A 24506-nucleotide genomic window follows, 5' to 3' on the forward strand; every position below is an offset into this window, starting at 1 on the left:
CGGATGGACATGGGCAATGTCCTGTTTACCGCGTCCGGGTGACAGACGCATGTGCCATGCGCCTCCGGAGGCGCTGTTACAAGGTGGCCAGAGCGGTGTAGAGCTCGATGAGGGTGTAGGACATGGAAGGCCTTCCTTGAGGTTGATGAGGTTGCCGGCCAGCGGCCGGCACTACCGCAACGAGCGCATGGCGCGTTTGCGGATGTAGGCATTGGCATCGCCAGGGTGCTGCTGTTGCCATCGTGCGCACAGCTCACGCAGCCACTGCGGGCGAGTCTTGCCGGCATCGTTGAGCCAGTTCCCGACCGAGTCCTGCACGTAGCGCTCCGGGTCGTTGGCCATTGCTTCCAGCATCGGCAACGCGAGTTCTGGATGCTGCTTGAACAGCGCGATATGCGTGGACCACACGCCTCGTGGGCGCAGCGCTTCGCAGGCGAAGCGGCGCAGGTAAGGCGATGCTTCCTGCGTCCACACCTGCAGGTACTCAAGCGCCTGCAACGGTGCGGCAACGATGTCGCTGCGCAGCGCCAGCCATGCCCATTCGCGCACGCCGAAGTGCGGGTCGTCAGCCAGCGGACGCATCGCCCGCAGCTTGGCCGGCAGCGCCGCGCCGGCATCGCTGCCAATCAGGTAGCAGGCCCAGCCACGCACGGTGTCTGATGCGTGTGCCTGCCAGTGCGCGGGATCACCCTGCCCGGATTCGTGCAGCAACCGCGCCGCCAGCGCCATGCGCTGGGTGATGCCCTTGCCGGAGGCGTCGCGCATACATTGCAGCGCTTCCGGCTCGAGCACAGGTGCCACCCCCTGCAACAGCGCGGCGAAATCCACTGCCAGGCATTCGGCCAGATGCGTGGCAGCGGCACCACCGCTGTTGAGTGCACGCAGCCGTTCCGCGGGAATGGGCGTGCTCATGCGGAGGCTTCCCGCCCGGTGTCCGTGTGCTGCCAGACCTTGTGCAGCAGTTGTGACAGCTGCTGCCGTTCATCAGCATCCAGGCCGTTGAACAGGCCGCTGATCCATTGTGTGTGCCGCTCGAACAGCGACTCGGCCAAACGCTTGCCCGGTGCGGTCAACACGATCTGCAGACGACGGCCATCCTCGTCATCGCTGCGACGCTGCAGCAGGCCTTCGCGCTGCAGGCCATCGAGCAGGCCGCTGATGGTGGCCCGGGTCACGCCAGCGCGCTCGGCCAGCGCGTGCGGCGCCAGTGCGCCGCCGGCCCCGTGCAGCAGGAACAGCAAGATGAAGCGACCCTCGCTGAGCCCGTGCGGTGCCAACCGTGCAGCGCAGTCGCGATCGATCGACGAGGACAACGAGAGCAGCTGGAAGCACAGGCGCAGCTGCGCGATGTTGGCGTGGCCGCGCCGCTGCGCTTCCTCCAGCAACGCCTGATGCTTGGCTTCGATCATCCTTTCCTCACTGAATGATTAGGCACCTAATCATATGGAGGAGTGGCCAGTGGAAGCAAATCGGAGTTGACTCAGGAAGTGCGTCCCAGCAGCAGCCGCGCGATCAGCCCCCCGCCCTCGCGGTGCAACAGCTGAAGTTCGCCCGCGTGGCGCTTCGCCACGTTGGCAGCCACGGCCAGTCCAAGTCCGGCGCCCCCGGTGGCGCGGCTACGCGAGCCCTCGCTGCGCTGGAACGGTTGCAGCAGGCGTGCGCGATCGATCTCGGCGATGCCAGGGCCGCGGTCCATCACGTCCAGCTGCACTCCATCCCCCGCCATGGCGACCCACAGCTCCACGGCGCCCGCGTAGCGCTCGGCGTTGTCGATGAGATTGTCGACCGCGCGCCGGAGCAGCAGCGCATCGCCATGCCACGGCAACGTATCCGGGCCCTGAAGGGAAATGTCGACCCCGCGCAGCAGCGCCGCCTGCACGCAGTCCTCCAGCAGCGCTGAAAGATCCAGCATCCGCATCTGCAACGGCTGCAGCTCACCGCGTGCGTAGTCGAGCACCTGCTCGATCATCGTATCCATGCGCTCGATGTCTGCCACCATCCTGGCGGCCTGTGGCGCGGGAGCGAACTCCGCGCGCAGGCGCAGGCCGGTCAGGGGCGTGCGCAGGTCATGCGCCACGGCCGCCAGCATATGGGTCATGTCCCGTGCCTGGGCGCGCAGACGTTCGCGACCGGTGCTGATCGCTGTGGCCAGTACCTGCACTTCGCGTGGACCGTCATCAGGCAATGGCGTTTCGGCCTGCAGGTCGACCCGTGCGCTGGCTTCAGCCAGGCGTCGCAGCGGGCGCCCCAACCGGATCGACGCCCACGCCGCCAGAGGGCCAGCAGGATCGCACCGCCCAGCAGGGCGAGCATCACCTGGCGGCGCCAGGCCGCCAGTTCACTGTGGTCGCTGCCGACCACCCGCCATCGGCCATCGGCTTGCCGCATCCCCAGTTCGAACGGCGGCCACTGCATGGCGGTCAGCAACGCGGCCTGCGATTTCAGCACGCCAGCACGAGCGGAGGCGTCCAGTACCGCGCCACCCTCGATGACCTGCACATCGGGCGCCCTGCCCTGCCCCGTCCACACCAGGCGTACATTCCTGGCCGGCAGGTCCATCTGCAGCGCCGCCAACTGGGTGAGCCAGTCACTGGCGCTGCCCCGGGGTGGCGCGTCCTGCGTCGACATATGCAATCCCAGTGGCGCCGGCGCCTGTTCCCCACGCAGCACCTGCATCGCATGGTCCAGCCGCATCGGTGGCGGCGCGGGCCGGGGCATCCACCCCACTACCGCCACGCTGACCAGGGTTGCCAGCAGCAGGCTGGCCAAGGCCAGCATCGCGATCCAGCGGGTGGTTGACCACCGGCTGCTCACAACACCCCTACCTCCGCGTTGAAGCGGTACCCTTCGCCACGCAGTGTCTGCACAAGGGCTTCAGCGCCGGACGCGGCCTGCCCGAGCTTGCGGCGCAGGCGGCTGATCGCAAGGTCGACGGCACGGTCCACGCTGTCACTGGCTTCTCCGCGACTCAACTGCAGCAGCTGTTCGCGCGCCAGCACCCGCCCGGGACGTTCAGCCAGTGCCAGCAGCAGGGAGAATTCACCGCGGCTCAGCACCAGTTCGGCGCCATCCGGCGCGAACAGGCGACGCTGGTCAGGCAGCAATCGCCAGCCATCAAACCGCAGCTCGCTGGCCACCTGTGCGCGCAGCTTGTCCTGCCTGCGCATCAGCGCGCGAACCCGCGCCAACAGCTCGCACGGGTCAAACGGCTTGGCCAGGTAGTCGTCCGCGCCCATCTCCAGGCCGATCACGCGATCCGGCGCGGCCCCCATCGCCGACAGCATCAGGATCGGGATCGCCCGCGCCTGCAGCCGGCGGCATACCGACAGGCCGTCCTCACCGGGCATCATCCAGTCGAGGATGATCAGGTCAGGACGTTCAACCTGCAGCAACACGTCCAGCGCTGTTGCATCCGCCGCCACACGCACCTGGTAGCCGTGCAGCAGCAGGTGGTCGGCGATGGCGTCACGAATGCTGGCATCGTCATCGACGACGATGACGCGGATGGGAGTGTTCATTCGCCCAGTATCCCGCACCTGTGTATCAGGACGGTATCAACGCCGATATCGCGGTGATACGCCGCTGCGCGCCAATGGTCGCCCACGATCACTGCGGAGTCTCCCCTTGCGCCTGTTCCTGCTGCCCCTGTTCGCCATCCCCTTGCCGGCGCTCGCCTCCGATGCCGCCGAGCACGTCCTGCCGATGTGGATGCAGGGCGGTCATCCGGCAGTGGCCGTCTCGCTGGACGGGCGTTCAGAGCCACTGCGCTTCGTGGTCGACAGTGCCGCCGGGGCAACCCTGGTCGATGCACGCGTAGTGCGGCGCTACGGTTTGCAGGATGCGGAAGCGGCAGTGTCGCAGGCCCAGGGCGCGAGCGCGAAGGCGGCGCGGTTGCAGCGCATGCGCAGCACAGCGTGGCAGCTGGGCAGCTGGCAATTGAAGGCCAGCGGCATGCAGGTCGACCTGTCATCGCTGGCGAAGGGCGATGATCCGGCCATTGACGGCTTGATCGGCAACGACCTGACCGGGCGCTGGGACACCCGTTGGGACTTCGGCCGCAATCAACTGGCGCTGTGGACACCCGGCGGCTTGGACCTGGAAGGACCGGGTTGCCAACCCAATGCGCTGCCCGGCCGCGATGACGGCCTGCGCCAGTTCGGCTTCATCACGCTTGCCTTGGGTACGCCCGGCGTGGACGCCATCGCCGTGGTCGACACCGGTGCCGCGCAGACCGTCCTCAACGCCGAAGCAGCCCGCGCACTGGGCCTGCGCACCGACGGCAGCGATGCTCGGGTGCGTGCACGTGAAGAGGGCACCGAGGGGCTGGGTGGCGGTGCACAGGCAACCTGGCTGTACACCCTGCCCGGCATGACCGGCGGCAACTGGCAGCACCCGCCGATGGAGGTCCGGATCAGCGAACTGCCGGTGTTCAGGGCGATCGGCCTGGAGGCGCGACCGGCCTTGATCCTCGGTGCCGACGCGATGCGCGGTGGCCAGGTGGACATCGGTGCGGGTGCCGCGCGGATCTGCCTGCGCCGACCCGGCTGACGTCTGGCGCATGACGGCGGGAGCTGGCAGGCGTAGCATCGCGCCACGTCCCGCCAGGAGTTCCACGCATGCGCCGTGCTGTCCTGCTGTTGCTGACGCTGCTCCCGCCGGCCGTGCTGGCCGCGCCGCCGCTACCCTCGCCCGCGCGCATCGATGCCGAAGCACAGCGGCTGATGCAGGCGGCCCATGCGCGCGGGATGGCGCTGGCGGTGATCGATGGCGGCAAGGTGGTACACGTGGCCGCCTACGGCGAACGCAACGCCGCAGGCGAGCCGCTGCGCACCGATACCGTGATGTACGCCGCCTCGCTGACCAAGATGGCGTTCGGCCACCTGGTCGCACAGCTTGCCCAGGACGCACGGATCGAGCTGGACGCCAGCATCGCCACGGCGCTGGACAAGCCGCTGCCGGACTACCCGCCAGAGCCGAAGAAGTACGCCGACTACAGCGTACTGACCGATGATGCGCGCTGGCGCCAGCTCACTCCGCGCCTGCTGCTCAACCATTCCAGTGGCTTTGCCAACTTCGGGTTCCTGGAACCCGATGGCCGCCTGAAGTTCCACTTCGATCCGGGCAGTCGTTATGGGTATTCCGGCGAAGGGCTGATCCTGTTGCAGTTCGTGATCGAGCGTGGACGGCTTGGCCAGGACGTGGGTGCATTGATGCAGCGGCAGGTATTCGACCGCTTCGGCATGGTCCGCACCAGCATGATGTGGCGTGAGGATTTCGCCGCCAACCTGGCCGATGGCTGGACGGCGGAAGGCACGGCCGAGCCGCACGATGAACGCAGCCGCGTGCGTGCGGCCGGTTCGATGGATACCACCATCGCCGACATGGCGCGCTTCGCTGCCGGCTATGTCCGCGGCGATGGGCTGTCGCCTGCAATGCGCAGGGAACTGGTGCGGCCGCAGCTGCCGATCACCACCGCCAGCCAGTTCCCCACGTTGCAGCCGGAGCTGCCCGTGGCGCAGCAACGCAAGGATCTGGCCTCAGGCCTGGGCGTGGTGACGTTCCGCGGCCCGCAGGGCGCAGGCTTCTACAAGGGTGGCCACGACGATGCGGTCGGCAACACGCTGGTGTGCATCGAACGGTACAGACGCTGCGTGGTGATCCTGGGCAACGATGTACGGGCGGAAGCTGCGTTCCCGGCACTGGTGGCATTCGTACTGGGCGATACCGGCGTGCCGTGGCAGTGGGAGTATGGCGCGGCGAAGGTATTCGTCGAATGAGGGTGCGATGACGCCTGCATGGCGAACGCGGCCAGGGGGAGCATCCACGCCATGCGTGGATGGCACTCCTCAGCGCGCCTGCTCGAAGAACATCAGGTACACCAGCCGGCCATTCTCCGGTCGATCACCGAACGCTGGCCCGGCGGTGTGCCAGAACCAGGGCCGCAGCAGCACCAGCCGGTTGAAGCGCATCGGAATGCGCATGGTCATTTCCCACTGGCTGTCGTCGTTGCTGTCGCGCTCGATGATGTCGCGATGCATGTCGCCGCCGTTGGCGTAGCCCAATGCGGCCAGCTCCGCCGCGTCCAGGGCCATGCGCTCGGTGCCGGTACGGCGATGGCGGAAGAACTCGGTGCCGCCCTCGCAGTGCTCCGGTGCACTCAGGTAGAGAATGCCCGACCAGTGCGAGTGGTCGGCGTGTACCTTGGCGCGGCCGATGTCGCCGGCAAGGGTAAGGCGGAACTTGCCGTGCGACTGCAGCGGGTTGACCGGCCGCAGCGGTTCGTTGACCAGTCGCGAGACCGCGCCGGACAGGCCATCCAGCTCCAGCCGCTGCTGTGAATTGCGGCCGGGGAATGCGCCCTCCTGGACGGGATAGTCCAGGCCCAGTGCCGCCTGGCGCAACCCCTGCGCATCGGCGGGAGAAAGGAAGTCGTCAACGACGATGAACGAGGTAGGCATGGTCACCGAGCGTAGCGATGCACTGCGGCGACGGCAACCGGGCAACAAAAAACCCCGCCTTGCGGCGGGGTTCTTCTTTAACATCACATCGGGAAGGCGTGCCGACCGAGGCCGGCAACGACCGCCGGAGGCGTGGACTTAGAAGTCCATGCCGCCCATGCCGCCCATGCCACCCATGCCACCAGCGCCGCCCATGGCCGGCTCGTCCTTCTTCGGAGCTTCGGCAACCATGGCTTCGGTGGTGATCATCAGGCCGGCGATCGAGGCCGCGTTCTGCAGGGCCGAACGGGTCACCTTGGTCGGGTCCAGGATGCCGAACTGCAGCATGTCGCCGAACTCGCCGGTGGCCGCGTTGTAGCCGAAGCTGCCGGTGCCTTCCTTGACCTTGTTGATGATGACCGACGGCTCGTCGCCGGCGTTGGCCACGATCTCGCGCAGCGGGGCTTCCATCGCACGCAGGGCAATCTGGATGCCGTGGTTCTGGTCTTCGTTGGCACCCTTCAGGCCGGCCAGCGCGGTGATCGCGCGGACCAGGGCAACGCCGCCGCCCGGGACCACGCCTTCTTCAACGGCTGCACGGGTGGCGTGCAGGGCGTCGTCGACGCGATCCTTCTTTTCCTTCATTTCGATTTCGGTCGAGGCGCCGACCTTGATCACCGCAACGCCGCCGGCCAGCTTGGCCACGCGTTCCTGCAGCTTCTCGCGATCGTAATCCGAGGAGGTGTCCTGGATCTGGGTCTTGATCTGCGCCACGCGTGCATCAACGTTGGCCTTGTCGCCGACGCCGTCGATGATGGTGGTGTTCTCCTTGGAGACCTGCACCTTCTTGGCGCGGCCCAGGTCCTTGATGGTGGCCTTTTCCAGCGACAGGCCGACTTCTTCGGAGATCACGGTGCCGCCGGTCAGCACGGCCATGTCTTCCAGCATCGCCTTGCGGCGGTCGCCGAAGCCCGGGGCCTTGACGGCCACGACCTTGACGATGCCACGGATGGTGTTGACCACCAGGGTCGCCAGCGCTTCGCCTTCGACTTCTTCAGCGACGATCAGCAGCGGCTTGCCGGCCTTGGCGACGCCTTCCAGTACCGGCAGCAGGTCACGGACGTTGGAGATCTTCTTGTCGTGCAGCAGGATGAACGGATCATCCAGGTCAGCGGTCTGCGACTGCTGGTTGTTGATGAAGTACGGCGACAGGTAGCCGCGGTCGAACTGCATGCCCTTGACCACGTCCAGCTCGTTGTCCAGGCCCGAGCCTTCTTCAACGGTGATGACGCCTTCCTTGCCGACTTCCTTCATCGCGTCAGCGATGATCTGGCCGATCGACTCGTCCGAGTTGGCCGAGATGGTACCGACCTGGGCAATCGCCTTGTCGTCGGCGGTCGGCTTGGAGATGTTCTTCAGCTCGGCGACGGCAGCCGAAACGGCCTTGTCGATACCGCGCTTGAGGTCCATCGGATTCATGCCGGCGGCAACGGCCTTGGCGCCTTCGCGGATCAGGGCCTGGGCCAGCACGGTGGCGGTGGTGGTGCCGTCGCCGGCATCGTCGTTGGTGCGCGACGCAACTTCCTTCACCATCTGCGCGCCCATGTTCTCGAACTTGTCAGCCAGTTCGATTTCCTTGGCGACGGAGACGCCGTCCTTGGTGATGGTCGGGGCGCCGAAGCTCTTTTCCAGCACGACGTTGCGGCCCTTCGGGCCCAGGGTGGCCTTGACGGCATTGGCGAGAACATTGACGCCGCGCACCATGCGCGAACGGGCGTCTTCACCGAAACGAATATCCTTGGCAGCCATTGCATTTACCTCATTGGTAGCGCCGGACGAGGCCCGGCGGCTGGGAGTTTGGGATCAGGTTGAAACAGGTCGCGCCGAAGCTCAGCCGATGACGGCGAGCACGTCGTCTTCGCGCAGGACCTTGTATTCGACGCCTTCGCTCTTGTACGAGCTGCCGGCGTACTGGCCGTAGATGACCTTGTCGCCGACCTTCAGCGACGGCGCGCGCACGTTGCCGTTGTCCAGCGGCTTGCCGGGGCCGACGGCCACGACCTCACCCTTGGTGGACTTTTCCTTGGCCGAGTCGGGGATGACGATGCCACCGGCGGAGATTTCGTCGGCTTCGATCGGCTTGACCACAACGCGGTCGTGCAGCGGCTTGATGCTCATAGGAGACCTCTTAAGTGATTGATTGGTCTAAAAAAGTCCGGCGATGTTAGCACTCACCCCAGGCGAGTGCCAGAACCGCACGTGAAGAAACCCGACAACGTCGGGAGCAGGGCAGAGATGGAGCCCTGCCGCCCCCTTTCAAGGGCGGAATGAAAAAATTTTTTCGCCCGCGCGCCTCGGCCAGGGCGTCGGTCCAGATCAATTTCGGTGACAAGCGTCGCACTGTCAGATATCTGACGTTCATTTACGACAAAGTGTCACTGGATCGGCCTTAGGCTCGGTCAGGCATTCCCAATCACAAGGAGTAGTCGATGCGATTGCTGTCCCGCTTGCCGCCGCCTGCCTGCTGGCGCTGGCCGCTGCGCCGGTCCAGGCCGAGGTCTTCATCAATGAACTGCACTACGACGACAGCACCGCCGCCGGTGACGTCGGCGAAGCGATCGAGGTCGTAGCCACTGCCGGTGAGGACCTGTCCGGCTACCGCCTGTACCTCTACAACGGCAGCAACCCGTCGGCCGCCACCGTCTACGCCAACAATCCGGTCCCGGCCGGCACCGCCGCCGGCTGCGGCAGCGCCACCATCGCCGTGGTCAACTATCCGACCAACGGCCTCCAGAATGGTCCGAACGACGGCATCGCCCTGGTCGATGCCAGCGGCAAGGTGGTCCAGTTCCTCAGCTACGAGGGCGCCATCACCGCCTCCGGTGGCCCCGCCGCGGGCATGACCAGCCAGAACATCCCGGTGGCCGAAAGCAACAGCACCGCGCCGGGCACCTCGCTGCAGCTGACCGGCAGCGGCAGCCAGTACGCCCACTTCACCTGGGCCGAATCTGCCGGCCAGACGTTCGGCAGCTGCAACAACGGCCAGACCTTCAGCGGCGGTGGCACGCCAGGCCCCAACACGCCGCCGTCAGTCTCCACCACCACCCCGGCGCAGGGCAGCAGCACCTTCCCCGCTGCCGCCGACCTGGAAGTGGTGTTCAGCGAGACGGTGAACCTGGCCAGTGGCGCCTTCGCCCTGAGCTGCGGCACCTCCGGCAGCGTGCCGCTGACCTTCCCGGCCAGCGGCCGCAGCGTGAAGCTGTCCACCAATACCGCGCTGGTGGCCGGTGAAGCCTGCCGCTTCGACATCCGCGCCGCGCGCATCACCGACCTGCAGGGCGCGCATCCGGCCGCCGACAGCCGCATCGCCTTCACCGTGGCCAGCACCGGCGGCAACCCGGGCGTGCCGGCCGGCTACTACTCCAGGGTCAACACCAACAGCCCCAGCCAGCTGCGCTGCTCGCTGCACGCCACCATCAAGGGCCATACCGCCTACCCGTACAGCGGCTCGGGCACCAGCACCTGGACCATCCTGGAAATCGCCGACGAGGATCCGAACAACCCGAACCGCATCCTCGATGCGTACCGCAACCGCAGCTACGCCAAGGTCAGTGATCGTGCGGGCACCGGCAGCGGCCTGACCTACAACCGCGAGCACACTTGGCCGAACTCGCTGGGCTTTGCCACCACCACCGGTGACAAGGGCCTGCCCTACGCGCCGTACACCGACACCCACATGCTGTACCTGACCGACGCGCAGTGGAACGCCGACCGTGGCAACAAGCCGTTCGCCAAGTGCGATGCCAGCTGCGGCGAGCGTGCCACCGAAGCCAACAATGGGCAGGGCGGCGGCAGCGGCGGCTACCCGGGCAACTCCAACTGGGTGCGCACGCCGGACGGCAACACCGGCACCTTCGAGGTGTGGGGCAAGCGCAAGGGCGACATGGCGCGTGCGGTGATGTACATGGCGATCCGCTATGAGGGTGGCAAGGATGCGGCCACCGGTCAGTCCGAGCCGGACCTGGAGCTGACCGACGACCGCAGCAAGATCGTCAAGACCAGCAGTTCGCCGGCCTACATGGGCCTGCTGTCGACGCTGATCGACTGGCACCTGTCCGATCCGCCGGATGATGCCGAGCGTGCCCGCAATGACGTGGTCTACAGCTTCCAGGGCAATCGCAACCCGTTCATCGACCACCCCGAGTGGGCGACCCCGGCCCTGTTCACCTCGGCCAAGCCAGCCACCTGCCAGCTGGCCAACTGACCGCGCAACGCAGCGGTCCACTGCCGCCGCCGGGCCCTGACCCGGCGGCGGCCCTATACTCGGCGGTCATGCCGATCGTCGATCCCGTCCTGCTGCTGTTGACCACCTGCCCGGACCGGGCCAGTGCCGAGCGCATTGCGCACGCGCTGGTCGGCGAGCGCCTGGCCGCGTGCGTGACCCGCCTTGATGGCGCGCAGTCCACCTACCGCTGGCAGGGCGAGGTGACCACCGATGCCGAGCTGCAGCTGCTGGTAAAGACCACCGCGAGCCGCGTCGATGACGCAATCGCCCGGATCGTCGAACTGCATCCGTATGAACTCCCGGAGTGCATCGCGGTCGAAACCCGGGCCGGCCTGCCGGCATATCTGGACTGGATCCGGGCACAGACCCGGGAGGACACTGATTGAAGACTCTGTTTGCGCGTGGCGCCGCCTTGTGCGCCCTGTTGTGGCTCTCGCTGCCCGCCTTGGCCCTGGATGAGAAGGACCTGCTGCCGGTGGACCAGGCGTTCGCGCTGACCGCCACTGCCCCCGAACGGGGCCAGGTGCAGCTGCAGTTCAAGATCGCACCGGGCTACTACCTGTATCGCCACCGCACCAGCGTCAAGGCGGATCCGGCCTTCAATGCCGGCACGCTGCAGATGCCCAAGGGTGACAGGCACCACGATGATTTCTTCGGCGAGGTCGAAACCTATCGCGAGCGCCTGCAGGCCACCCTGCCCGGCACGCCGACGGACGCTGCCGGCACCATCAGCCTGGAAGTCCGCTACCAGGGCTGCGCCGATGCCGGCGTCTGCTACCCACCGCAGAAGCGCGTGGTGCAGGTCACCCTGCCGGGTGCCGGTGCGGCGGCCGTGGTGCCTGCCGCGCGTACCGGTGCCGCCAGTCCGTTCAACAACCCGCTGGCCGGTGCCGGCAACAGCGGTGGCCTGCGCCTGCCGGGCGCGGCCAACAACAGCCAGGCGCTGCCGCTGCCGTCGGAACAGGCGTTCGGCTTCGATGCCATCGCCAGCGACGGCAACACCCTGCTGCTGCGCTTCAGCCCGGCACCCGGCTACTACCTGTACCGCGACCGCACTTCGCTGAAGCTGGAAGGCAGCGCCGGCGTGCTCGCCGACAAGCCGCGCTGGCCGGCCGCGCAGTCGCATCGCGACGAGCACTTCGGCGATGTCTCGGTGTACTTCAACCAGGTGGAAGTGCCGCTGCCGCTGCGCCGCACCGTTACTGATGCGGTCGACAGCACCCTGGTGGTGACCTTCCAGGGCTGCCAGACCGATGGTATCTGCTACCCGCCGATGACCCGTCGGGTGAAGCTGTCGATTCCGGCCGGCAAGCTCAACGCCGGCACCGGCCAGGCGCCAGTGCGCGAGGAAGCAGTCAATGCGCTGGGCGCTGCCGGTGCGCCGCGTGAATCCGCCAATGGCGTACCGCTGCGCCTGCTGCCGACCGTACCCAACGACGGCAACGCCGCTCCCGCCGCCAGCGGCAGTGAGGGCGCGCGCAATGAGTTCGCCGCCGATGCGCGCGATGGCAACGCCCTGCGCACGCGTCCGCCGGCGACCACCCCGAACCCGGACCGATCGTTCGTCTGGGTGCTGCTGCTGGCGCTGGCCGGTGGCCTGGTACTGAACCTGATGCCCTGCGTGCTGCCGATCCTGTCGCTGAAGGTGCTGAGCCTGGCGCAGAGCGGCGAGAGCCCCGAGCGCGCGCGCAGCCATGCCCTCTGGTACACGTTGGGCGTGCTGGTCGCGTTCGCGGGGATCGGCGCGCTGATGGTAGGCCTGCGTGCGATCGGCAACGCCGTCGGCATCGGCTTCCAGCTGCAGCACCCGGGCGTGGTGGCGGCGCTGGCCTACATCATGTTCGCGGTGGGCCTGAGCCTGTCCGGCGTATTCACCCTCGGCGGCGGCATCGGCAATCTTGGCCAGTCGCTGGCCAGCCGCAGCGGCCCGGCCGGTGACTTCTTCACCGGTGCGCTGGCCTGCGTGGTCGGCAGTGCCTGCGTCGGCCCGTTCATGGGCGGTGCGATCGCCTACGCCTTCATTGCCCCACCGCTGAAGGCGATGACCGTGTTCCTGTTCCTTGGCCTGGGCCTGGCGCTGCCGTTCCTGCTGATCGGCTTCGTGCCAGCGCTGGCACGCCGCCTGCCCAAGCCCGGCCCGTGGATGGAAACGCTCAAGCACGTGCTGGCCTTCCCGATGTACGCCACTGCGCTGTGGCTGCTGTGGGTGCTGGGCAAGCAGCGCGGCGTGGACGGCATGGCGCTGGTGCTGGGTGGCCTGCTGCTGTTCGCGTTCGGCCTGTGGCTGTTTGAACGCAACCGCTGGACCGGCTCGCGTGCGGTGACCCTGCTCGGTGTGCTGCTGGCGATCGGTGCGCTGGTTCCGGCCTGGGGCGTGACCCAGCTTGCACCGCCGGCGAGGGCAGCACAGGCCGCCAGCGACAACGTGGTCGAGTATTCGCCGCAGCTGCTGGACCGCCTGCGCGCCGACAACCGCGTGGTGTTCGTCAACATGACCGCCGACTGGTGCGTGAGCTGCAAGGCCAACGAACGTGCGGTGCTGTCACGGCCGGAGTTCAAGGAACTGCTCAAGCGCACCAATGCGGTGTACATGCGCGGTGACTACACCAACGTCGACCCGCAGATCACCACGTTCCTGGAAGAGCACAAGGCGGTTGGCGTACCGCTGTACGTGGTGTACGGCCCCGGCGCGCCGCCGACCGTGCTGCCGACCCTGCTGACCCAGGCGGTGGTCGAGGAAGCGCTGCTGCGCACCGCACGATGAAGTGGCAACGGCCAGCGCTGCTGTGGACAGCGGTGCTGGCCGCCGGCCTCGGCCTGTGGGCCGGGCATCGGCTGTCACCCGGCACATCAGCACCTGCCGCGCCAGCAACGGCTTCCAGGGCGACGGCCGTGAAGCCCACGCTGCAGGTGGGCGATCAGTTGCCCGCGCTGACACTGCCGGACCTGGCGGGTCAGCCATTGGTCCTGCGCGATCACTTCGCCGGCCGGCCGCTGCTGATCAACGTCTGGGCCAGCTGGTGTGCGCCCTGCGTGAAAGAGATGCCCGAACTGGCGCGCTTCGCCGATGCCCAGGGCGACAACGGTGTGCAGGTGCTGGGTCTGGCGCTGGACACGACGGACGACGTGCGCGGTTTCCTGCAGCAGGTGCCAGTGGACTACCCGATCGTGATCGAGACACCGGGCCCGCGCGATGCCAGCGTGCAGCTCGGCAACGCGCAAGGCCTGCTGCCCTACAGCGTGTTGTTCGATGCGCAGGGGCGAATGGTAAAAGCGAAGCTGGGACCGTTCGCCCACGGCGAGATCGACGGCTGGGTGAAGTGAGGGTGTTTTTTGCAGGGCTTGCAGCCCTGCACCCTGCTCAATGCAACGGCAACAGCCAAAGCCAAAGCGGGCATTCCGTGGGTTGGCGGGGCGGTGTCGGAGTGCGGGGACGCTGCAAGTACGTCCCTGTAAGCTTGGCAGCCGCATCCATGCGGCTGACACCCCGCACTCCGACACCGCCCCACCTCTGACAGATCTTCGCGGCTGTTGGTAGGTGTCGACCTTGGTCGACACATCTGTCAGATATCGATATTCAGAACGGAATCAGACCCCGTGCCGACCAACGGTCGGCACCCACCAAAGCAGAACGCCGTTCCGACAGATCGCAGGAAACTGTCGAAGGCGGGGTGGGTCCGGTTGAGGGGGTGTCCGCGGCATGGATGCCGTGACCAAGGCTACAGGGACGTACTTGCGCCGTCCCCCGCAACCGGACCCACCCCGCCTCCTCACAGGAAACCCGCTGTTGCTTCGGCTGTTGCTTCTGAGGTTGCCGGCCAGCGGCCGGCACTACCGCGGGTGCCGGGTGCCGCCGGGCCGGTACCTCCAGCTTGACCGCAGCCAACGCGCCACGGAGAATTCCGCGACTAATTCTCATTTGCTGTTGCGCAGGATGCGGGCGGCAGCCTCCCGGGCCCCTCTCCTTCGATGTTCAAGAACGTCCTGTTCCAACTGCATTGGCTGCTGGGCATTACCGCCGGTGCCGTCCTGGCCGTGATGGGCCTCAGCGGCGCCGTGCTGTCCTTCGAGGACGAGCTGCTGCGCGCCGCCAATCCCGGCTTTGCCGAGATCGCCGAGCACCATGCCGACGGACAGCATCCCCTTGCACTCAGTGAACTGGTGCCGCTGCTCCAGGCCGGCAGCGAACGCCCCCTGCAACGCCTGCGTATCGATGCCACCGGACAGCGGCCGTCGGTCGCGCGCTTTGCCGGCGGCAAGGACCACTGGGTGTACTTCGACCCGTACAGCGGTGAGCGCTTCAGCGCCCTGCGCGGCCAGGCGTTCTTTGACTTCGTCGAGGACCTGCATCGCCACCTTGCCGCGGGCGAACGCGGCAAGTGGATCACCGGCAGCTGTGCCATCGCCCTGCTGTTCTTCACCCTGTCCGGCCTCTACCTGCGCTGGCCACGACGCTGGTGGCACTGGCGCAGCTGGCTGGCAGTGGAGTGGAAACGCAGCGGGCGCGGCTTCCTGTGGAGCCTGCACTCGGTAGTCGGCACCTGGGTGCTGCTGATCTACCTGATGAGTGCGCTGACCGGCCTGTGGTGGTCGTTCGACGGGTATCGCAGTGCGGCCAGCACGCTGCTGGGCGTCCCACCGGCGGCCAAGCACCAGGTTGCCACCGATGCGTCGCTGGACCTGCACCGCATTGAAGCCACGCTGTACGCGCTGCCGGGCGTGCGCGCCGGCTTCATTGACCTGCGCCTGCCGGAGAAACCCGGACAGGCACTGAATGTTCGGGTGATGGCCGGTGATCCGTCGCAGCGCGGCGGCCACCACGATCGTGCGCATGACCTGCTGCAGCTCGATCCGGCCAGCGGTGCGGTTCTCGATGCCCGCCCGTACGCACGCCAGGGCGCGGGCGGACAGCTGGCCACCAGCGTGTTCGCGCTGCATTCGGGCAGCTACTTCGGTGTACCCGGACGCGTGGTGGTGATGCTCAGCAGCCTGGGCATGAGCCTGTTCTTCATCACCGGCTGGATGCTGTACCTGGACCGCCGCCGCAGCCAGCGTGCCGCGCGCGGGCTGCGCCAGGCGCTACCGATGCCGGCCAGCGACGCCGGCAACGCAGCGTGGCTGGTGGTGCATGCCAGCCAGAGCGGACTGGGCGAACAGCTGGCGTGGCGCGCGGCGGCCCAGCTGCAGGCGGCCGGCCATGCGGTGCAGGTGCTGCCGCTGGCGCGCATCGATGCCGCGCTCCTGCTGCGTGCATCGAGCGCGCTGTTCGTGCTGAGCACCTTCGGCGACGGCGAGCCGCCCGACGCCGCACGGCGCGCAGCGCGGCAGTTGCTTGCACAAGCGCTGGACCTTTCGGGCCTGCAGTTCGGCCTGCTCGCGCTGGGTGACCGCCAGTACCCGCACTACTGCGGCTTCGGCCGCCGGGTCGATGGCTGGTTGATCGGAAACGGCGCGCGTGCACTGTTCGAGCGCGTCGACGTCGATGCCGCCTCGGTCCCCGCGCTGCGCCGGTGGCAGCAGGAGCTGGGTGCGCTCACCGGCATCGTCACCGATGACAGCGTGCTGCCTGCGGCTACGCAGATGCATGAGTGGCGCCTGCTCGGCCGTGACCGCCTCAACCCTGGCAGCGTCGGCGGAGCGATCTGGCGTATCCGTCTTGCCGCACCGGCCGACGTGCAGTGGCAGGCCGGTGACATCCTGCACATCGCGCCCCGCCACAATGCGCAGCATGCCGGTGCCGTGTTGAAGGCGCATGGGCTGGATCCGCTGCAGCCCTTGCTGGTCGATGGCCATCCGCGCACGCTGCTGGCGCTGGCCAGCGAACGCGAGCTGCCGGAGGCCGATGCCGCGCTGGCAGTGCAGGATGCCTGCCTGTGGCTGGCCGGGCTGCCGCTGCTGCCCAGCCGCGAGTATTCGATCGCCTCCTGCACGGATGATGGCGTGGTGGAGCTGGTGGTGCGGCTGGTGCATGACGCCTCCGGTCGAGCCGGGCTGGGCTCGGGCTGGCTGTCGTTGCATGCGCCGATCGGTGCCGGCATCGTCGCCCGCGTGCATCGCAACCCCGGTTTCCATCGTGTCATTGGCGCGCCGATGGTGCTGATCGGCAACGGCACCGGCATCGCCGGCCTGCGCAGCCTGTTGCGCGAAGCCGCCCGTGCAGGCGAACACGGGCACTGGCTGTTGTTCGGCGAGCGCCAGCGTGCACTCGATTTCCTGTTCGCCGACGAGATCGAAGCGTGGCAGGCCGATGGCCATCTCGCGCGGGTGGACCTGGCGTTCTCGCGCGATGGCGACGGCGGTTATGTGCAGGATCGCCTGCAGGCGGCCACCGGAACGCTGCGCGACTGGATGCGGCGCGGTGCGGTGATCCATGTCTGTGGGTCGTTGCAGGGCATGGCCGAAGGCGTGGATCAGGTGCTGCGAACGGCGCTGGGCGATGAAGCGGTGGAAATGCTGCTGGAAAACGGGCGCTACCGCCGCGACGTGTATTGATTCCTGCCGCCGAACGCTGGTGTGAGCCGAGCATGGGCTCGGCTCTACAGTGTTCCTGCAGCCGATGTAGCGCCGAGCCTACGCTCGGCTGACTAGGCCGCGGCGGCGCGCGCCTGCGGCATCGACTGCAACCGGAACGCGCCCACCGCGTCGGCCAGGGCACGCACCTGGACCTGCATCTGCGCCGTGGAGGCACCGGCCTCTTCCACCAGGCTGGCGTTGCGTTGGGTATTGGCTTCCATCTGCACGATGGTCTGGTTCACCTGTGCGATGCCGGCATGCTGGTCCTGCGACGCACTGCGGATACCCGCCAGCAGCTCGGCCAGCTGCTGCACGCTGCCGACGATCTCGCCCATCGTGGTGCCGGCCTGTTCGGCCTGCTGGTTGCCCTCTCCCACACGCGCCACCGAATCCTCGATCAGGCCCTTGATCTGCTTGGCCGCCTCTGCGCTGCGTTGTGCAAGCAGGCGCACTTCTGCGGCTACCACGGCGAAACTGCGGCCCTGCTCACCGGCACGCGCCGCTTCCACCGCCGCATTCAGCGCCAGGATGTTGGTCTGGAAGGCAATGCCGTCGATCAGCTGGGTAATGTCGCCGATCCGCCGCGATGCCTCGCTGATGCCCTGCATGGTCGCCACCACCTGGCCGACAGCCTCGCCGCCGCGCTGCGCCACCGCAGCCGCACCCTTGACCAGCGCGTCGGCACGGCCTGCGGCATCAGCATTGCGACCGACCGTATCGGTCAGTTCGTGCATGGAAGCGGCGGTCTCTTCCAGGTTGGCGGCCTGCTGCTCGGTGCGCTGAGACAGATCATGATGGCCGGCAACGATCTCGCCAACGCCGGTATCGAGACTGGAGGTGGCGTGCTGGATGCGGGTGACGATGCGGCCCAGCTGCGCGACCGTCGCGTTGGCATCATCGCGCATGCGCGCGAACACGCCCTGCAGCTCACCCTCCATGCGCACGCTGAGGTCACCACGGGCCAGCGCAGCCAGCAATGCCTGCAGGTCACCGAGGTTGGTTTCAAACGTCGCCAGCAGGCGGTTGATGCTGGTCGACAACGTGCGCACGAAGCCCTGCTTGCCCTCCAGCGCGATGCGACCGTGCAGGTCGCCGTGTGCTGCAGCATCGACCAGGGCAGCGACCTCGGTTTCCAGCAGGGTCTCCAGCGCACGACTGCGCCATTCCACCGCTACGCCGAGGAATTGCCCTTCATCGATGACGGGGTTGGCAATCAGCTGGTAACGCGTGCCGGCATGGCCGATCTCGCGCTCTTCGCGCTGGCGCACGCCGGCCAGGCTGGCCAACGCCGGATGCAGGCGTACCGCGTCGCTGCCCACCAGCGCTTCGTTCCGCAGGTCAAGCAGCTGCAGCAATGCCGGGTTGGCGTAGGCGACCTGCCCTTCCGCATCGATCACCATCAAACCGGTCTGTGCACTGTCCAATGCCTGGCGCACCCGGGTGTTGCCGCGCGCCACGGCACGCTCGGTCTCGATACGCGCGCGCAGGCGCTGCTGCATGTCGACCAGGCGCTGCGCCAGCTGGCCGATCTCGTCGTTGGCGTTGTAGACGCGCAGGGTGGTGTCCAAGCGGTCTTCAGCGATGTCGCTGGCGAAGCGCAGGGTGTCCTGGATCGGCTGGCGCACCGCACGCAGCACCAGGACCAGGCTGGTGATCAGCACGCCGGCCACCAGCAGCAGGGTCAGTGCGAACAGCACGCTCATGGTGCGCGCGCCGGCCTGCTGGCGTGCCTGCGCCCCGGCCAGCGCCGCCACCTGTGCCTGCTGGAATGCGGCCAGCGCAGGCGCTACGCCCGCGGCGGTATCCAGCAGCGACTGCGCTTCCACATCCAGGCCGACGCGGGCCGCGGTATACCCCAGCAATGCGGCCTGATACGCATCCATCCCGGTGCGCAGGGTGACCTGCGCATCCGCGGGCAGGCCCGCCAGCGCGAGATCGAACGGCAGCTTTTCTTCGCTGGCGCGGTCGGCGTGGGTGGAATCACCGTCGAGCAGCAGCAGGGCCTCCTGCCGCCGCATCTTCTGCAGGGACAACGCCAGCGCATCCCGCTGCTGCGCATCCACCTGCCCCTGCAGCGTGTCTGCAGCCAGTTGCAGCTGCGCGGCGAGGCCGGCCTCACCACGGCCCATCTCGTCGACCCGTTCGAACAGGGCGGCAACACCCTGCGAGAACGCGTCTGCAGCTTCGGTCAGCGCCTGCAGGGCCTTGCGCCGGCCGGCATCCATCGGCATCGTGCGCAGGGCCTGCAGATCGTCCTGCAGCGCCTTTTGCGTGGCCAGCAGCTGCGCGCGGTCGGCATCATCGAAACTGCGTGCATACTGGATCTGCAGGCGGCGCGCTTCGGCCACCCGCGTGGCCAGGCGCGCGGCCAGATCACTGCCGCGCTGGTAGCTGGCCTGGCTGCGCGCAGCCTGCGTGCTGGCATGCCCGGTCCAGGCAAAGGCGGCGGCAATTGCGACCAGTCCCAGGCCACAGACCCACAAGGTCGCCTTGAGCTTGTTGGCTACGCTCAGCCGATGCGGTTGCAGCCACAGCAGCAGGCCGGAAGACGCCGGGCGCAGCGCCGCAAGCCGCGTGCGCAGGGACCGGAGGTGGGGGACAACGGCCGACATGACAGACTCCAGGCAAAAGGACGCACCTGTATCGGCCGGATTCAAGGCAACTTTAGAACTTTCGTCGTCCTGGCCCAGCGGTGACGGGCGGACGCGGCCTTTGTACCGGGTGCAGGCGACGCTGGCGTGACACGACCAGCGCCCTTGACCTCAACCCCGGTTGGGGGAGCACAGTGGACCTCCCCTCCCGCCCGGTGCCGCCATGACGACGCTCGATGTCCCCCGCTACCTGCAGCGCCTGCAGCTGGATGCCCCGCCACCGCTGACGCTGGCCGGCCTGACCCTGCTGCAGCAGCGTCACAACGCAGTGCTGCCGTTCGAGACCCTCAGCTGCCTGCTGCGCGATGCGGTACCGATCGACCTGGACAGCGTGCAGCGCAAGCTGCTCGACGACCGTCGTGGCGGCTACTGCTTCGAACTCAACGGCGGCCTGCTGGCGCTGCTGCAGGCGCTGGGCTTCGATGCACAGCCATTGAGCGCGCGCGTGCTGCTGGCTGCCCAGGACGGCGAACTGACCGCACGGACCCACCTGCTGCTGCGCGTGCAGGTGGACGGCGATGACTGGCTGGTGGATGCCGGTTTCGGCAGCCTGACCCCGACCGTGCCGCTGCGGCTGCATGATCCGCAGCCGCAGGCCACTCCGCACGAACGCTATCTGCTGCAGCGGCTGCCCGGCGAGGGGGATTTCGTGCTGTCCGCCGAATCCGCTGACGGCTGGCGGGCGATGTACCGTTTTGACCTGCACGTGCCGGCACCGATCGACAACGTGGTGGGCAACTGGTACGTGTGCACCCATCCCGACTCCAGCTTCCCTGGCCAGCTGCGCGCGTCGCTGACCGGGCCGGACTGGCGACGCACCATCGGCAGCGGCAACTACACCGAGTACCGCCCCGGCCAGGCACCGGACAAGCGTCCGCTGCAGGATGTTGCCGACGTGCGCGACGTGCTGCAGCAAGGCTTCGGCATGCAGCTGCCGGACGACCCGCGGCTCGATCCGGCGATCAACGACTGGCTGCAGCGCTCACGCGCCGCGACCTTGTAGAGCCGAGCCCATGCTCGGCTGAGCTTGGGCGGCTGGGCCAACAGCAGCCGAGCGTGGGCTCGGCCACGCGCCAGTCGCCCGCGTCGACCGGTCCGAAGCGCAGCTCAGCCCCCGCTCGCAGTGCACGCTCCAGGCTCACCTCCAAGTCCATGCCCACACCTGCGGCCTCGTCGGCAAACGGAAGGTAGGCCATCCTGCAGTCGTGCAGCATGACACTCCTTGCAGGGCAGCGCTGGCATGCTGGGTGCCCCTTTTCTCGCGGAGTCCTGCATGTCCCTGGCCGATCACCAAAGTGCGCTGGCACCGCAGGGCTTCCTGCGCGTGGCGATCAACCTGGGCAACCCGGTGCTGGCGCAGGGCGATGCGCACTCGCCGCGCGGACCGTCGGTGGAGCTGGCCGCGATATTGGCGCAGCGCCTGGGTGTGCAGGCACGCTTCACCTGTCACGATGCCGCAGCCTCGGTGGTCGCTGCGGCAGGCGAAGACGGCTGGGATCTGGCCTTCCTGGCCATCGATCCGGCACGTGCCGACCGCATCGCCTTCAGTGCTCCGTACGTGGAGATCGAAGGCACCTATCTGGTGCGCGAGGACAGTCCCGCGCAGCAGGTGACCGACCTCGACCGCGAGGGGCTGCGCATCGCGGTGGGCCGCGGTGCAGCCTACGATCTGTTTCTCAGCCGCGAACTGCGCCACGCCACGATCGAACGGGCCGAGACGTCGGCGGCTGCGATCACCCTGTTCGATCTGCAGCGCCTGGATGCCGCCGCCGGCGTGCGCCAGCCGCTGCAAGCATGGGCGCGGGCGCATCCCGGCCACCGCGTGCTGGCCGACCGTTTCACCGCGATCCAGCAGGCGGTGGCGGCGCCGGCATCGCGCCCCGCCGACGCGCTGCAGGCGCTGTTCGAGGAAGTGGAGGCGATCAAGGCCGGCTCGCTGCTGGAGGAGGCATTCGCGCGCGCCGGGCAGGCGGTCACGCTGGTGCGATGAGTGTAGCGTCCGCCATGTGCCGCACGTGTTCGGCAGCCTGCGCGTGCAGCCAGTCGCGGAAGGCAAGAAAGCCGCGGTGGCGGGCCGAACGCTGCGGGTAGACCAGCCAATGCGGCCAGGCGGTTTTCAGGCGCAGGTTGGACAGCGCAACCAGTTGGCCGGAATCCAGCAACAAGCGCGCCCGCGTCACCCGCCCCAGCGCCACGCCCACCCCGTCCAGCGCCGCACGGTGGTGTGCCTCCGAATCATCCAGCACCGCTACGAAGCGCGACGGCGGGGTCTGCCCGCTCAACGCGAACCAGGCCCCCCACGCGCCATCGGGGTCCCCCAGCAGTGGCCACTGGTTCAGTGGCACCCGGTCGATCCCTCCCATGCGTTCGATCAGCGCCGGGCTCGCCATCGGCAGCAGCCACTCGTCGAACAGCGGCTCAACCACCAGGCCCGGCCACTGCCCGCTGCCCAGCCGCAGCGCGGCGTCGAACTGGCGCTGCCGCTCGAAATCAATCAGGCGCTCACTCGACTGCAGGTTGATCTCGATCTGTGGGTGCTCAGCCACGAAGTGACCCAAGCGCGGCACCAGCCACGCCGACGCCATCGACGGCACCGCACTGATCGTCAGCACGTGCTCGGCGCGGGCCGCATAGGGCTGGAAAGCTTCGTTGATCGCATCCAGATGCGGGCCGACCTGGTCGAGCAGGCGCTGCCCCTCCAGGGTGAGGGCGACGCCACGCGGTTGGCGGACCAGCAGTGGCTGCCCGAGCCGCTCTTCCAGCTGGCGCATCTGATGGCTGAGCGCACTGACGGTCAGATTCATCGACGCCGCTGCCCGTGACAGGTTGCCCAGCCGCGCGGCGGCCACGAATCCCTGCAGGGCATGAAGGGGCGGACGGGACATCAGGCTTGAATTCCTCTCAAGGCATGCTTGCGGAAATGTCTCTTTTTGCGCTTCCATGCTGCCCGTATCGTGCAATCCACTCAAGTGGAGGCACGCTCATGAACATCTTCGGCAGCCTGTTGTTCCTGCACGGCCATGTGGCCAACGCCGAGCTGGCACGCCAGCTGGCCAGCCCGTCCACCGCCTCCCCTGCGTGCGCGGCGCAACCGGCCGCGCCGGTTCAGCAGCCGAGGACCCGTTGAACGCGGCTCAACCTGTGTACCAGCGTTGGACGTATTCAGGCAGCCAGGGCATTGGATCGATATCCAGTGCCCGGCAACCGTCGAGCGTGTCACGCAGCACGCCCTCACCGGGGCCACCGGGAATCCGCAGGCCTTCTTCTTCCGGAAGCTGCACCACAGCCCAGTCGTGCAGCCGGTCCATGCGCAGGCGCAGCGCCGCCTGCAGCCATGCCTTCAGCGGGTAACAGCGATAGCCTTGTTCACCCAACGCAGCAATTGCCAGCGACAAGGCCTGGTTGGCACCACGTACCCATTCAGTACGACCCCCAGCCTTGTGCTGGATCGTCATCGGTGCCGGTGCGCGGTGCGCCTTGAACGGCGAACGCAGCTGCAGCTCCAGATCACGTGCATCGCGCTCGCCCTCCGCTTCCACCAGCGCACCGGCATCGAGGTCGAAGAACTCGAACCATCGCCGATGCAATGCGCTGATGCGTCCGAGCGGATCACGTGAAAAGCCGATCTTCGCGTAGTCCTCCCACGCACACGGGAAGACGTAGGTGAAGACACGACCGTCGATGCGGATATCCGATTGCATGTGCGCAGGCTGCCTCGACCCCAGCCCGGGCGCAACCGGGCGTTGCCGTGGACGCTGCAGCGCTCCGGCAGTGCGGCTTCGTGCAGCCGGCACGAACTATTCTTGCTGACCGTCGCTGCCATCTCCGCCCGCCATGCCGTCTGCTGCGCCCGCCCCCCTACCGATTTCGTCCATCACCCTGGAAGCGGCGACCTCCGCGGTGATCCACCAGCACAACGCTGAAACCGCGCGGCAACCGGCATCGCTGACCAAGCTGATGACCGCCTACGCCGCCTATGCGTGCGTCGAAGAGAACGGACGCTCGTGGGACGACCCGGTCACCATCGCCGCCGACGATGTGCATGCCGTGGCCGATGATGAAACGCGCATGGGCCTGGTGCCCGGCGAGACAATCACTCTGGCACGCCTGCTGGAAGGGTTGATGGTGGTTTCCGGCAATGACGCTGCATTGGCGATCGCGCGTCACCTGGACGGATCGCAGGCCGCATTCCTGGAACGCATGAACCGGCACGCACGCCAGCTCGGGCTGCGCAGCACCTGGTTTGCCAGCGTGTCCGGCATCACCACACCGCACCATGTCTCCAGCGCGCGCGACATGGCGGTGCTGGCCGCCCGCCTGTTGAACGACCATCCGCAGATCCTGGCGATCACCGCGCAGCGCGCGTTCGCCCATGGCAGCTTCAACCGCAGCAACCAGAACGCCCTGCTCGGCGAAGACGGCGTGGACGGCTTGAAGACCGGCTACACCCAGGCCGCAGGCTTCTGCCTGGCCGCCACCGCGTGCCGGCCAGTATCCGGGCGGGACCAGCCGGTACGGCTGATCACCGTGGTGTTGGGCTCTGCAAGCCGCGACGCGCGCGACGCACTGGTGCGCGACCAGCTGGCCGCGGGATTCGCCGCCCTGGCCGGCGGCTGACCG

General features: G+C 67.8%; 20 protein-coding genes and 1 pseudogene. 11 read left to right on the top strand and 10 right to left on the bottom strand.

Features of this window, described 5'->3' with window-relative positions; genetic code table 11:
* Positions 1-171: 171 nt before the first annotated feature.
* The 4 genes and pseudogenes from DL544_RS18710 to DL544_RS18725 form a co-directional block, all read right to left on the bottom strand.
* Positions 172-912, bottom strand: a complete 741-nt coding sequence (locus DL544_RS18710; RefSeq protein WP_065178809.1) for a DNA alkylation repair protein — start codon at positions 910-912, stop codon at positions 172-174.
* Entirely contained in the window at positions 909-1409 is a 501-nt protein-coding gene (locus DL544_RS18715) for a MarR family winged helix-turn-helix transcriptional regulator (RefSeq protein ID WP_139727794.1), read from the bottom strand. Before DL544_RS18715 ends, DL544_RS18710 begins: the two co-directional genes overlap by 4 nt.
* A gap of 71 nt (positions 1410-1480) precedes the next feature.
* Positions 1481-2778, bottom strand: a pseudogene (locus DL544_RS18720) (sensor histidine kinase).
* 32 nt (positions 2779-2810) lie between these two features.
* Positions 2811-3518, bottom strand: coding sequence for a response regulator (locus DL544_RS18725; protein WP_139727797.1), 708 nt, complete (start codon positions 3516-3518; stop codon positions 2811-2813).
* A gap of 106 nt (positions 3519-3624) precedes the next feature.
* Between DL544_RS18725 and DL544_RS18730 the strand changes: the two genes are divergently transcribed.
* Entirely contained in the window at positions 3625-4548 is a 924-nt protein-coding gene (locus DL544_RS18730; RefSeq protein WP_005419669.1) for an aspartyl protease family protein, read from the top strand.
* A gap of 68 nt (positions 4549-4616) precedes the next feature.
* A complete protein-coding gene (locus DL544_RS18735; RefSeq protein WP_139727800.1) occupies positions 4617-5777 on the top strand; it encodes a serine hydrolase domain-containing protein in 1161 nt (386 codons plus the stop codon).
* A gap of 69 nt (positions 5778-5846) precedes the next feature.
* Here the strand turns inward: DL544_RS18735 and DL544_RS18740 are convergent, their stop codons facing one another.
* From DL544_RS18740 to DL544_RS18750, 3 genes are all read right to left on the bottom strand, one after another.
* On the bottom strand, positions 5847-6458 hold the full coding sequence (locus DL544_RS18740; RefSeq protein ID WP_053497029.1) for a DUF6445 family protein: 612 nt from the start codon (positions 6456-6458) through the stop codon (positions 5847-5849).
* Between the two features lie 138 nt (positions 6459-6596).
* On the bottom strand, positions 6597-8246 hold the full coding sequence (groL, locus tag DL544_RS18745; protein WP_005411226.1) for a chaperonin GroEL: 1650 nt from the start codon (positions 8244-8246) through the stop codon (positions 6597-6599).
* A gap of 81 nt (positions 8247-8327) precedes the next feature.
* The gene (locus tag DL544_RS18750; protein WP_005411227.1) at positions 8328-8615 is read right to left on the bottom strand and encodes a co-chaperone GroES; all 288 of its coding nucleotides are present in this window, start codon (positions 8613-8615) and stop codon (positions 8328-8330) included.
* A gap of 346 nt (positions 8616-8961) precedes the next feature.
* Here DL544_RS18750 and DL544_RS18755 point away from each other — a divergent pair, with 346 nt between their 5' ends.
* The 5 genes from DL544_RS18755 (at position 8962) to DL544_RS18785 (ending at position 17214) form a co-directional block, all read left to right on the top strand.
* Positions 8962-10701 carry an endonuclease gene (locus DL544_RS18755; RefSeq protein WP_255313136.1) on the top strand — a complete coding sequence of 580 codons (1740 nt, stop codon included), beginning with the start codon at positions 8962-8964 and terminating at the stop codon, positions 10699-10701.
* A 68-nt stretch (positions 10702-10769) separates the two neighbouring features.
* Complete coding sequence (gene cutA / locus DL544_RS18760) at positions 10770-11108, top strand: divalent-cation tolerance protein CutA (RefSeq protein ID WP_139727804.1); 339 nt, start codon at positions 10770-10772, stop codon at positions 11106-11108.
* Entirely contained in the window at positions 11105-13486 is a 2382-nt protein-coding gene (locus DL544_RS18765; protein WP_139727806.1) for a protein-disulfide reductase DsbD family protein, read from the top strand. Before cutA ends, DL544_RS18765 begins: the two co-directional genes overlap by 4 nt.
* On the top strand, positions 13483-14046 hold the full coding sequence (locus tag DL544_RS18770; protein ID WP_139727808.1) for a TlpA family protein disulfide reductase: 564 nt from the start codon (positions 13483-13485) through the stop codon (positions 14044-14046). Before DL544_RS18765 ends, DL544_RS18770 begins: the two co-directional genes overlap by 4 nt.
* A gap of 645 nt (positions 14047-14691) precedes the next feature.
* Complete coding sequence (locus DL544_RS18785) at positions 14692-17214, top strand: PepSY domain-containing protein (protein WP_065196840.1); 2523 nt, start codon at positions 14692-14694, stop codon at positions 17212-17214.
* A gap of 92 nt (positions 17215-17306) precedes the next feature.
* On the opposite strand, the gene DL544_RS18790 is transcribed toward DL544_RS18785, so the two are convergent.
* Entirely contained in the window at positions 17307-19847 is a 2541-nt protein-coding gene (locus DL544_RS18790) for a methyl-accepting chemotaxis protein (RefSeq protein ID WP_139727812.1), read from the bottom strand.
* A gap of 202 nt (positions 19848-20049) precedes the next feature.
* On the opposite strand from DL544_RS18790, the gene DL544_RS18795 reads away from it, so the two are divergent.
* Together DL544_RS18795 and DL544_RS18805 are read left to right on the top strand one after the other, a co-directional pair.
* Positions 20050-20889 carry an arylamine N-acetyltransferase family protein gene (locus DL544_RS18795; protein WP_005419680.1) on the top strand — a complete coding sequence of 280 codons (840 nt, stop codon included), beginning with the start codon at positions 20050-20052 and terminating at the stop codon, positions 20887-20889.
* A 270-nt stretch (positions 20890-21159) separates the two neighbouring features.
* Entirely contained in the window at positions 21160-21876 is a 717-nt protein-coding gene (locus DL544_RS18805; protein ID WP_061478210.1) for an ABC transporter substrate-binding protein, read from the top strand.
* Here DL544_RS18805 and DL544_RS18810 read toward each other — a convergent pair.
* Positions 21860-22771, bottom strand: a complete 912-nt coding sequence (locus DL544_RS18810) for a LysR substrate-binding domain-containing protein (protein ID WP_032954576.1) — start codon at positions 22769-22771, stop codon at positions 21860-21862. The two genes, DL544_RS18805 and DL544_RS18810, sit on opposite strands and share 17 nt — an antisense overlap.
* A 98-nt stretch (positions 22772-22869) precedes the next feature.
* Between DL544_RS18810 and DL544_RS21360 the strand changes: the two genes are divergently transcribed.
* The gene (locus tag DL544_RS21360; RefSeq protein ID WP_162911598.1) at positions 22870-23013 is read left to right on the top strand and encodes a hypothetical protein; all 144 of its coding nucleotides are present in this window, start codon (positions 22870-22872) and stop codon (positions 23011-23013) included.
* Positions 23014-23020: 7 nt separating this feature from the next.
* On the opposite strand, the gene DL544_RS18815 is transcribed toward DL544_RS21360, so the two are convergent.
* Positions 23021-23587 carry a GIY-YIG nuclease family protein gene (locus DL544_RS18815; RefSeq protein WP_005419685.1) on the bottom strand — a complete coding sequence of 189 codons (567 nt, stop codon included), beginning with the start codon at positions 23585-23587 and terminating at the stop codon, positions 23021-23023.
* 133 nt (positions 23588-23720) lie between these two features.
* Here DL544_RS18815 and DL544_RS18820 point away from each other — a divergent pair, with 133 nt between their 5' ends.
* Positions 23721-24503 carry a D-alanyl-D-alanine carboxypeptidase family protein gene (locus tag DL544_RS18820; RefSeq protein ID WP_065178822.1) on the top strand — a complete coding sequence of 261 codons (783 nt, stop codon included), beginning with the start codon at positions 23721-23723 and terminating at the stop codon, positions 24501-24503.
* Positions 24504-24506 lie beyond the last annotated feature (3 nt).

Origin of the sequence: Stenotrophomonas sp. pho (genome assembly GCF_006228405.1) — a bacterium.
Lineage (GTDB): Bacteria > Pseudomonadota > Gammaproteobacteria > Xanthomonadales > Xanthomonadaceae > Stenotrophomonas > Stenotrophomonas sepilia.

Coding starts and splice junctions, on each gene's coding strand:
- DL544_RS18740 (WP_053497029.1), bottom strand. CDS start 6,458: ATGCCTACCTCGTTCATCGTCGTTGACGACTTCCTTTCTCCCGCCGAT.
- DL544_RS21360 (WP_162911598.1), top strand. CDS start 22,870: ATGAACATCTTCGGCAGCCTGTTGTTCCTGCACGGCCATGTGGCCAAC.
- DL544_RS18715 (WP_139727794.1), bottom strand. CDS start 1,409: ATGATCGAAGCCAAGCATCAGGCGTTGCTGGAGGAAGCGCAGCGGCGC.
- DL544_RS18815 (WP_005419685.1), bottom strand. CDS start 23,587: ATGCAATCGGATATCCGCATCGACGGTCGTGTCTTCACCTACGTCTTC.
- DL544_RS18750 (WP_005411227.1), bottom strand. CDS start 8,615: ATGAGCATCAAGCCGCTGCACGACCGCGTTGTGGTCAAGCCGATCGAA.
- DL544_RS18770 (WP_139727808.1), top strand. CDS start 13,483: ATGAAGTGGCAACGGCCAGCGCTGCTGTGGACAGCGGTGCTGGCCGCC.
- cutA (WP_139727804.1), top strand. CDS start 10,770: ATGCCGATCGTCGATCCCGTCCTGCTGCTGTTGACCACCTGCCCGGAC.
- groL (WP_005411226.1), bottom strand. CDS start 8,246: ATGGCTGCCAAGGATATTCGTTTCGGTGAAGACGCCCGTTCGCGCATG.
- DL544_RS18710 (WP_065178809.1), bottom strand. CDS start 912: ATGAGCACGCCCATTCCCGCGGAACGGCTGCGTGCACTCAACAGCGGT.
- DL544_RS18785 (WP_065196840.1), top strand. CDS start 14,692: ATGTTCAAGAACGTCCTGTTCCAACTGCATTGGCTGCTGGGCATTACC.
- DL544_RS18790 (WP_139727812.1), bottom strand. CDS start 19,847: ATGTCGGCCGTTGTCCCCCACCTCCGGTCCCTGCGCACGCGGCTTGCG.
- DL544_RS18805 (WP_061478210.1), top strand. CDS start 21,160: ATGTCCCTGGCCGATCACCAAAGTGCGCTGGCACCGCAGGGCTTCCTG.
- DL544_RS18810 (WP_032954576.1), bottom strand. CDS start 22,771: ATGTCCCGTCCGCCCCTTCATGCCCTGCAGGGATTCGTGGCCGCCGCG.
- DL544_RS18725 (WP_139727797.1), bottom strand. CDS start 3,518: ATGAACACTCCCATCCGCGTCATCGTCGTCGATGACGATGCCAGCATT.
- DL544_RS18795 (WP_005419680.1), top strand. CDS start 20,050: ATGACGACGCTCGATGTCCCCCGCTACCTGCAGCGCCTGCAGCTGGAT.
- DL544_RS18820 (WP_065178822.1), top strand. CDS start 23,721: ATGCCGTCTGCTGCGCCCGCCCCCCTACCGATTTCGTCCATCACCCTG.
- DL544_RS18735 (WP_139727800.1), top strand. CDS start 4,617: ATGCGCCGTGCTGTCCTGCTGTTGCTGACGCTGCTCCCGCCGGCCGTG.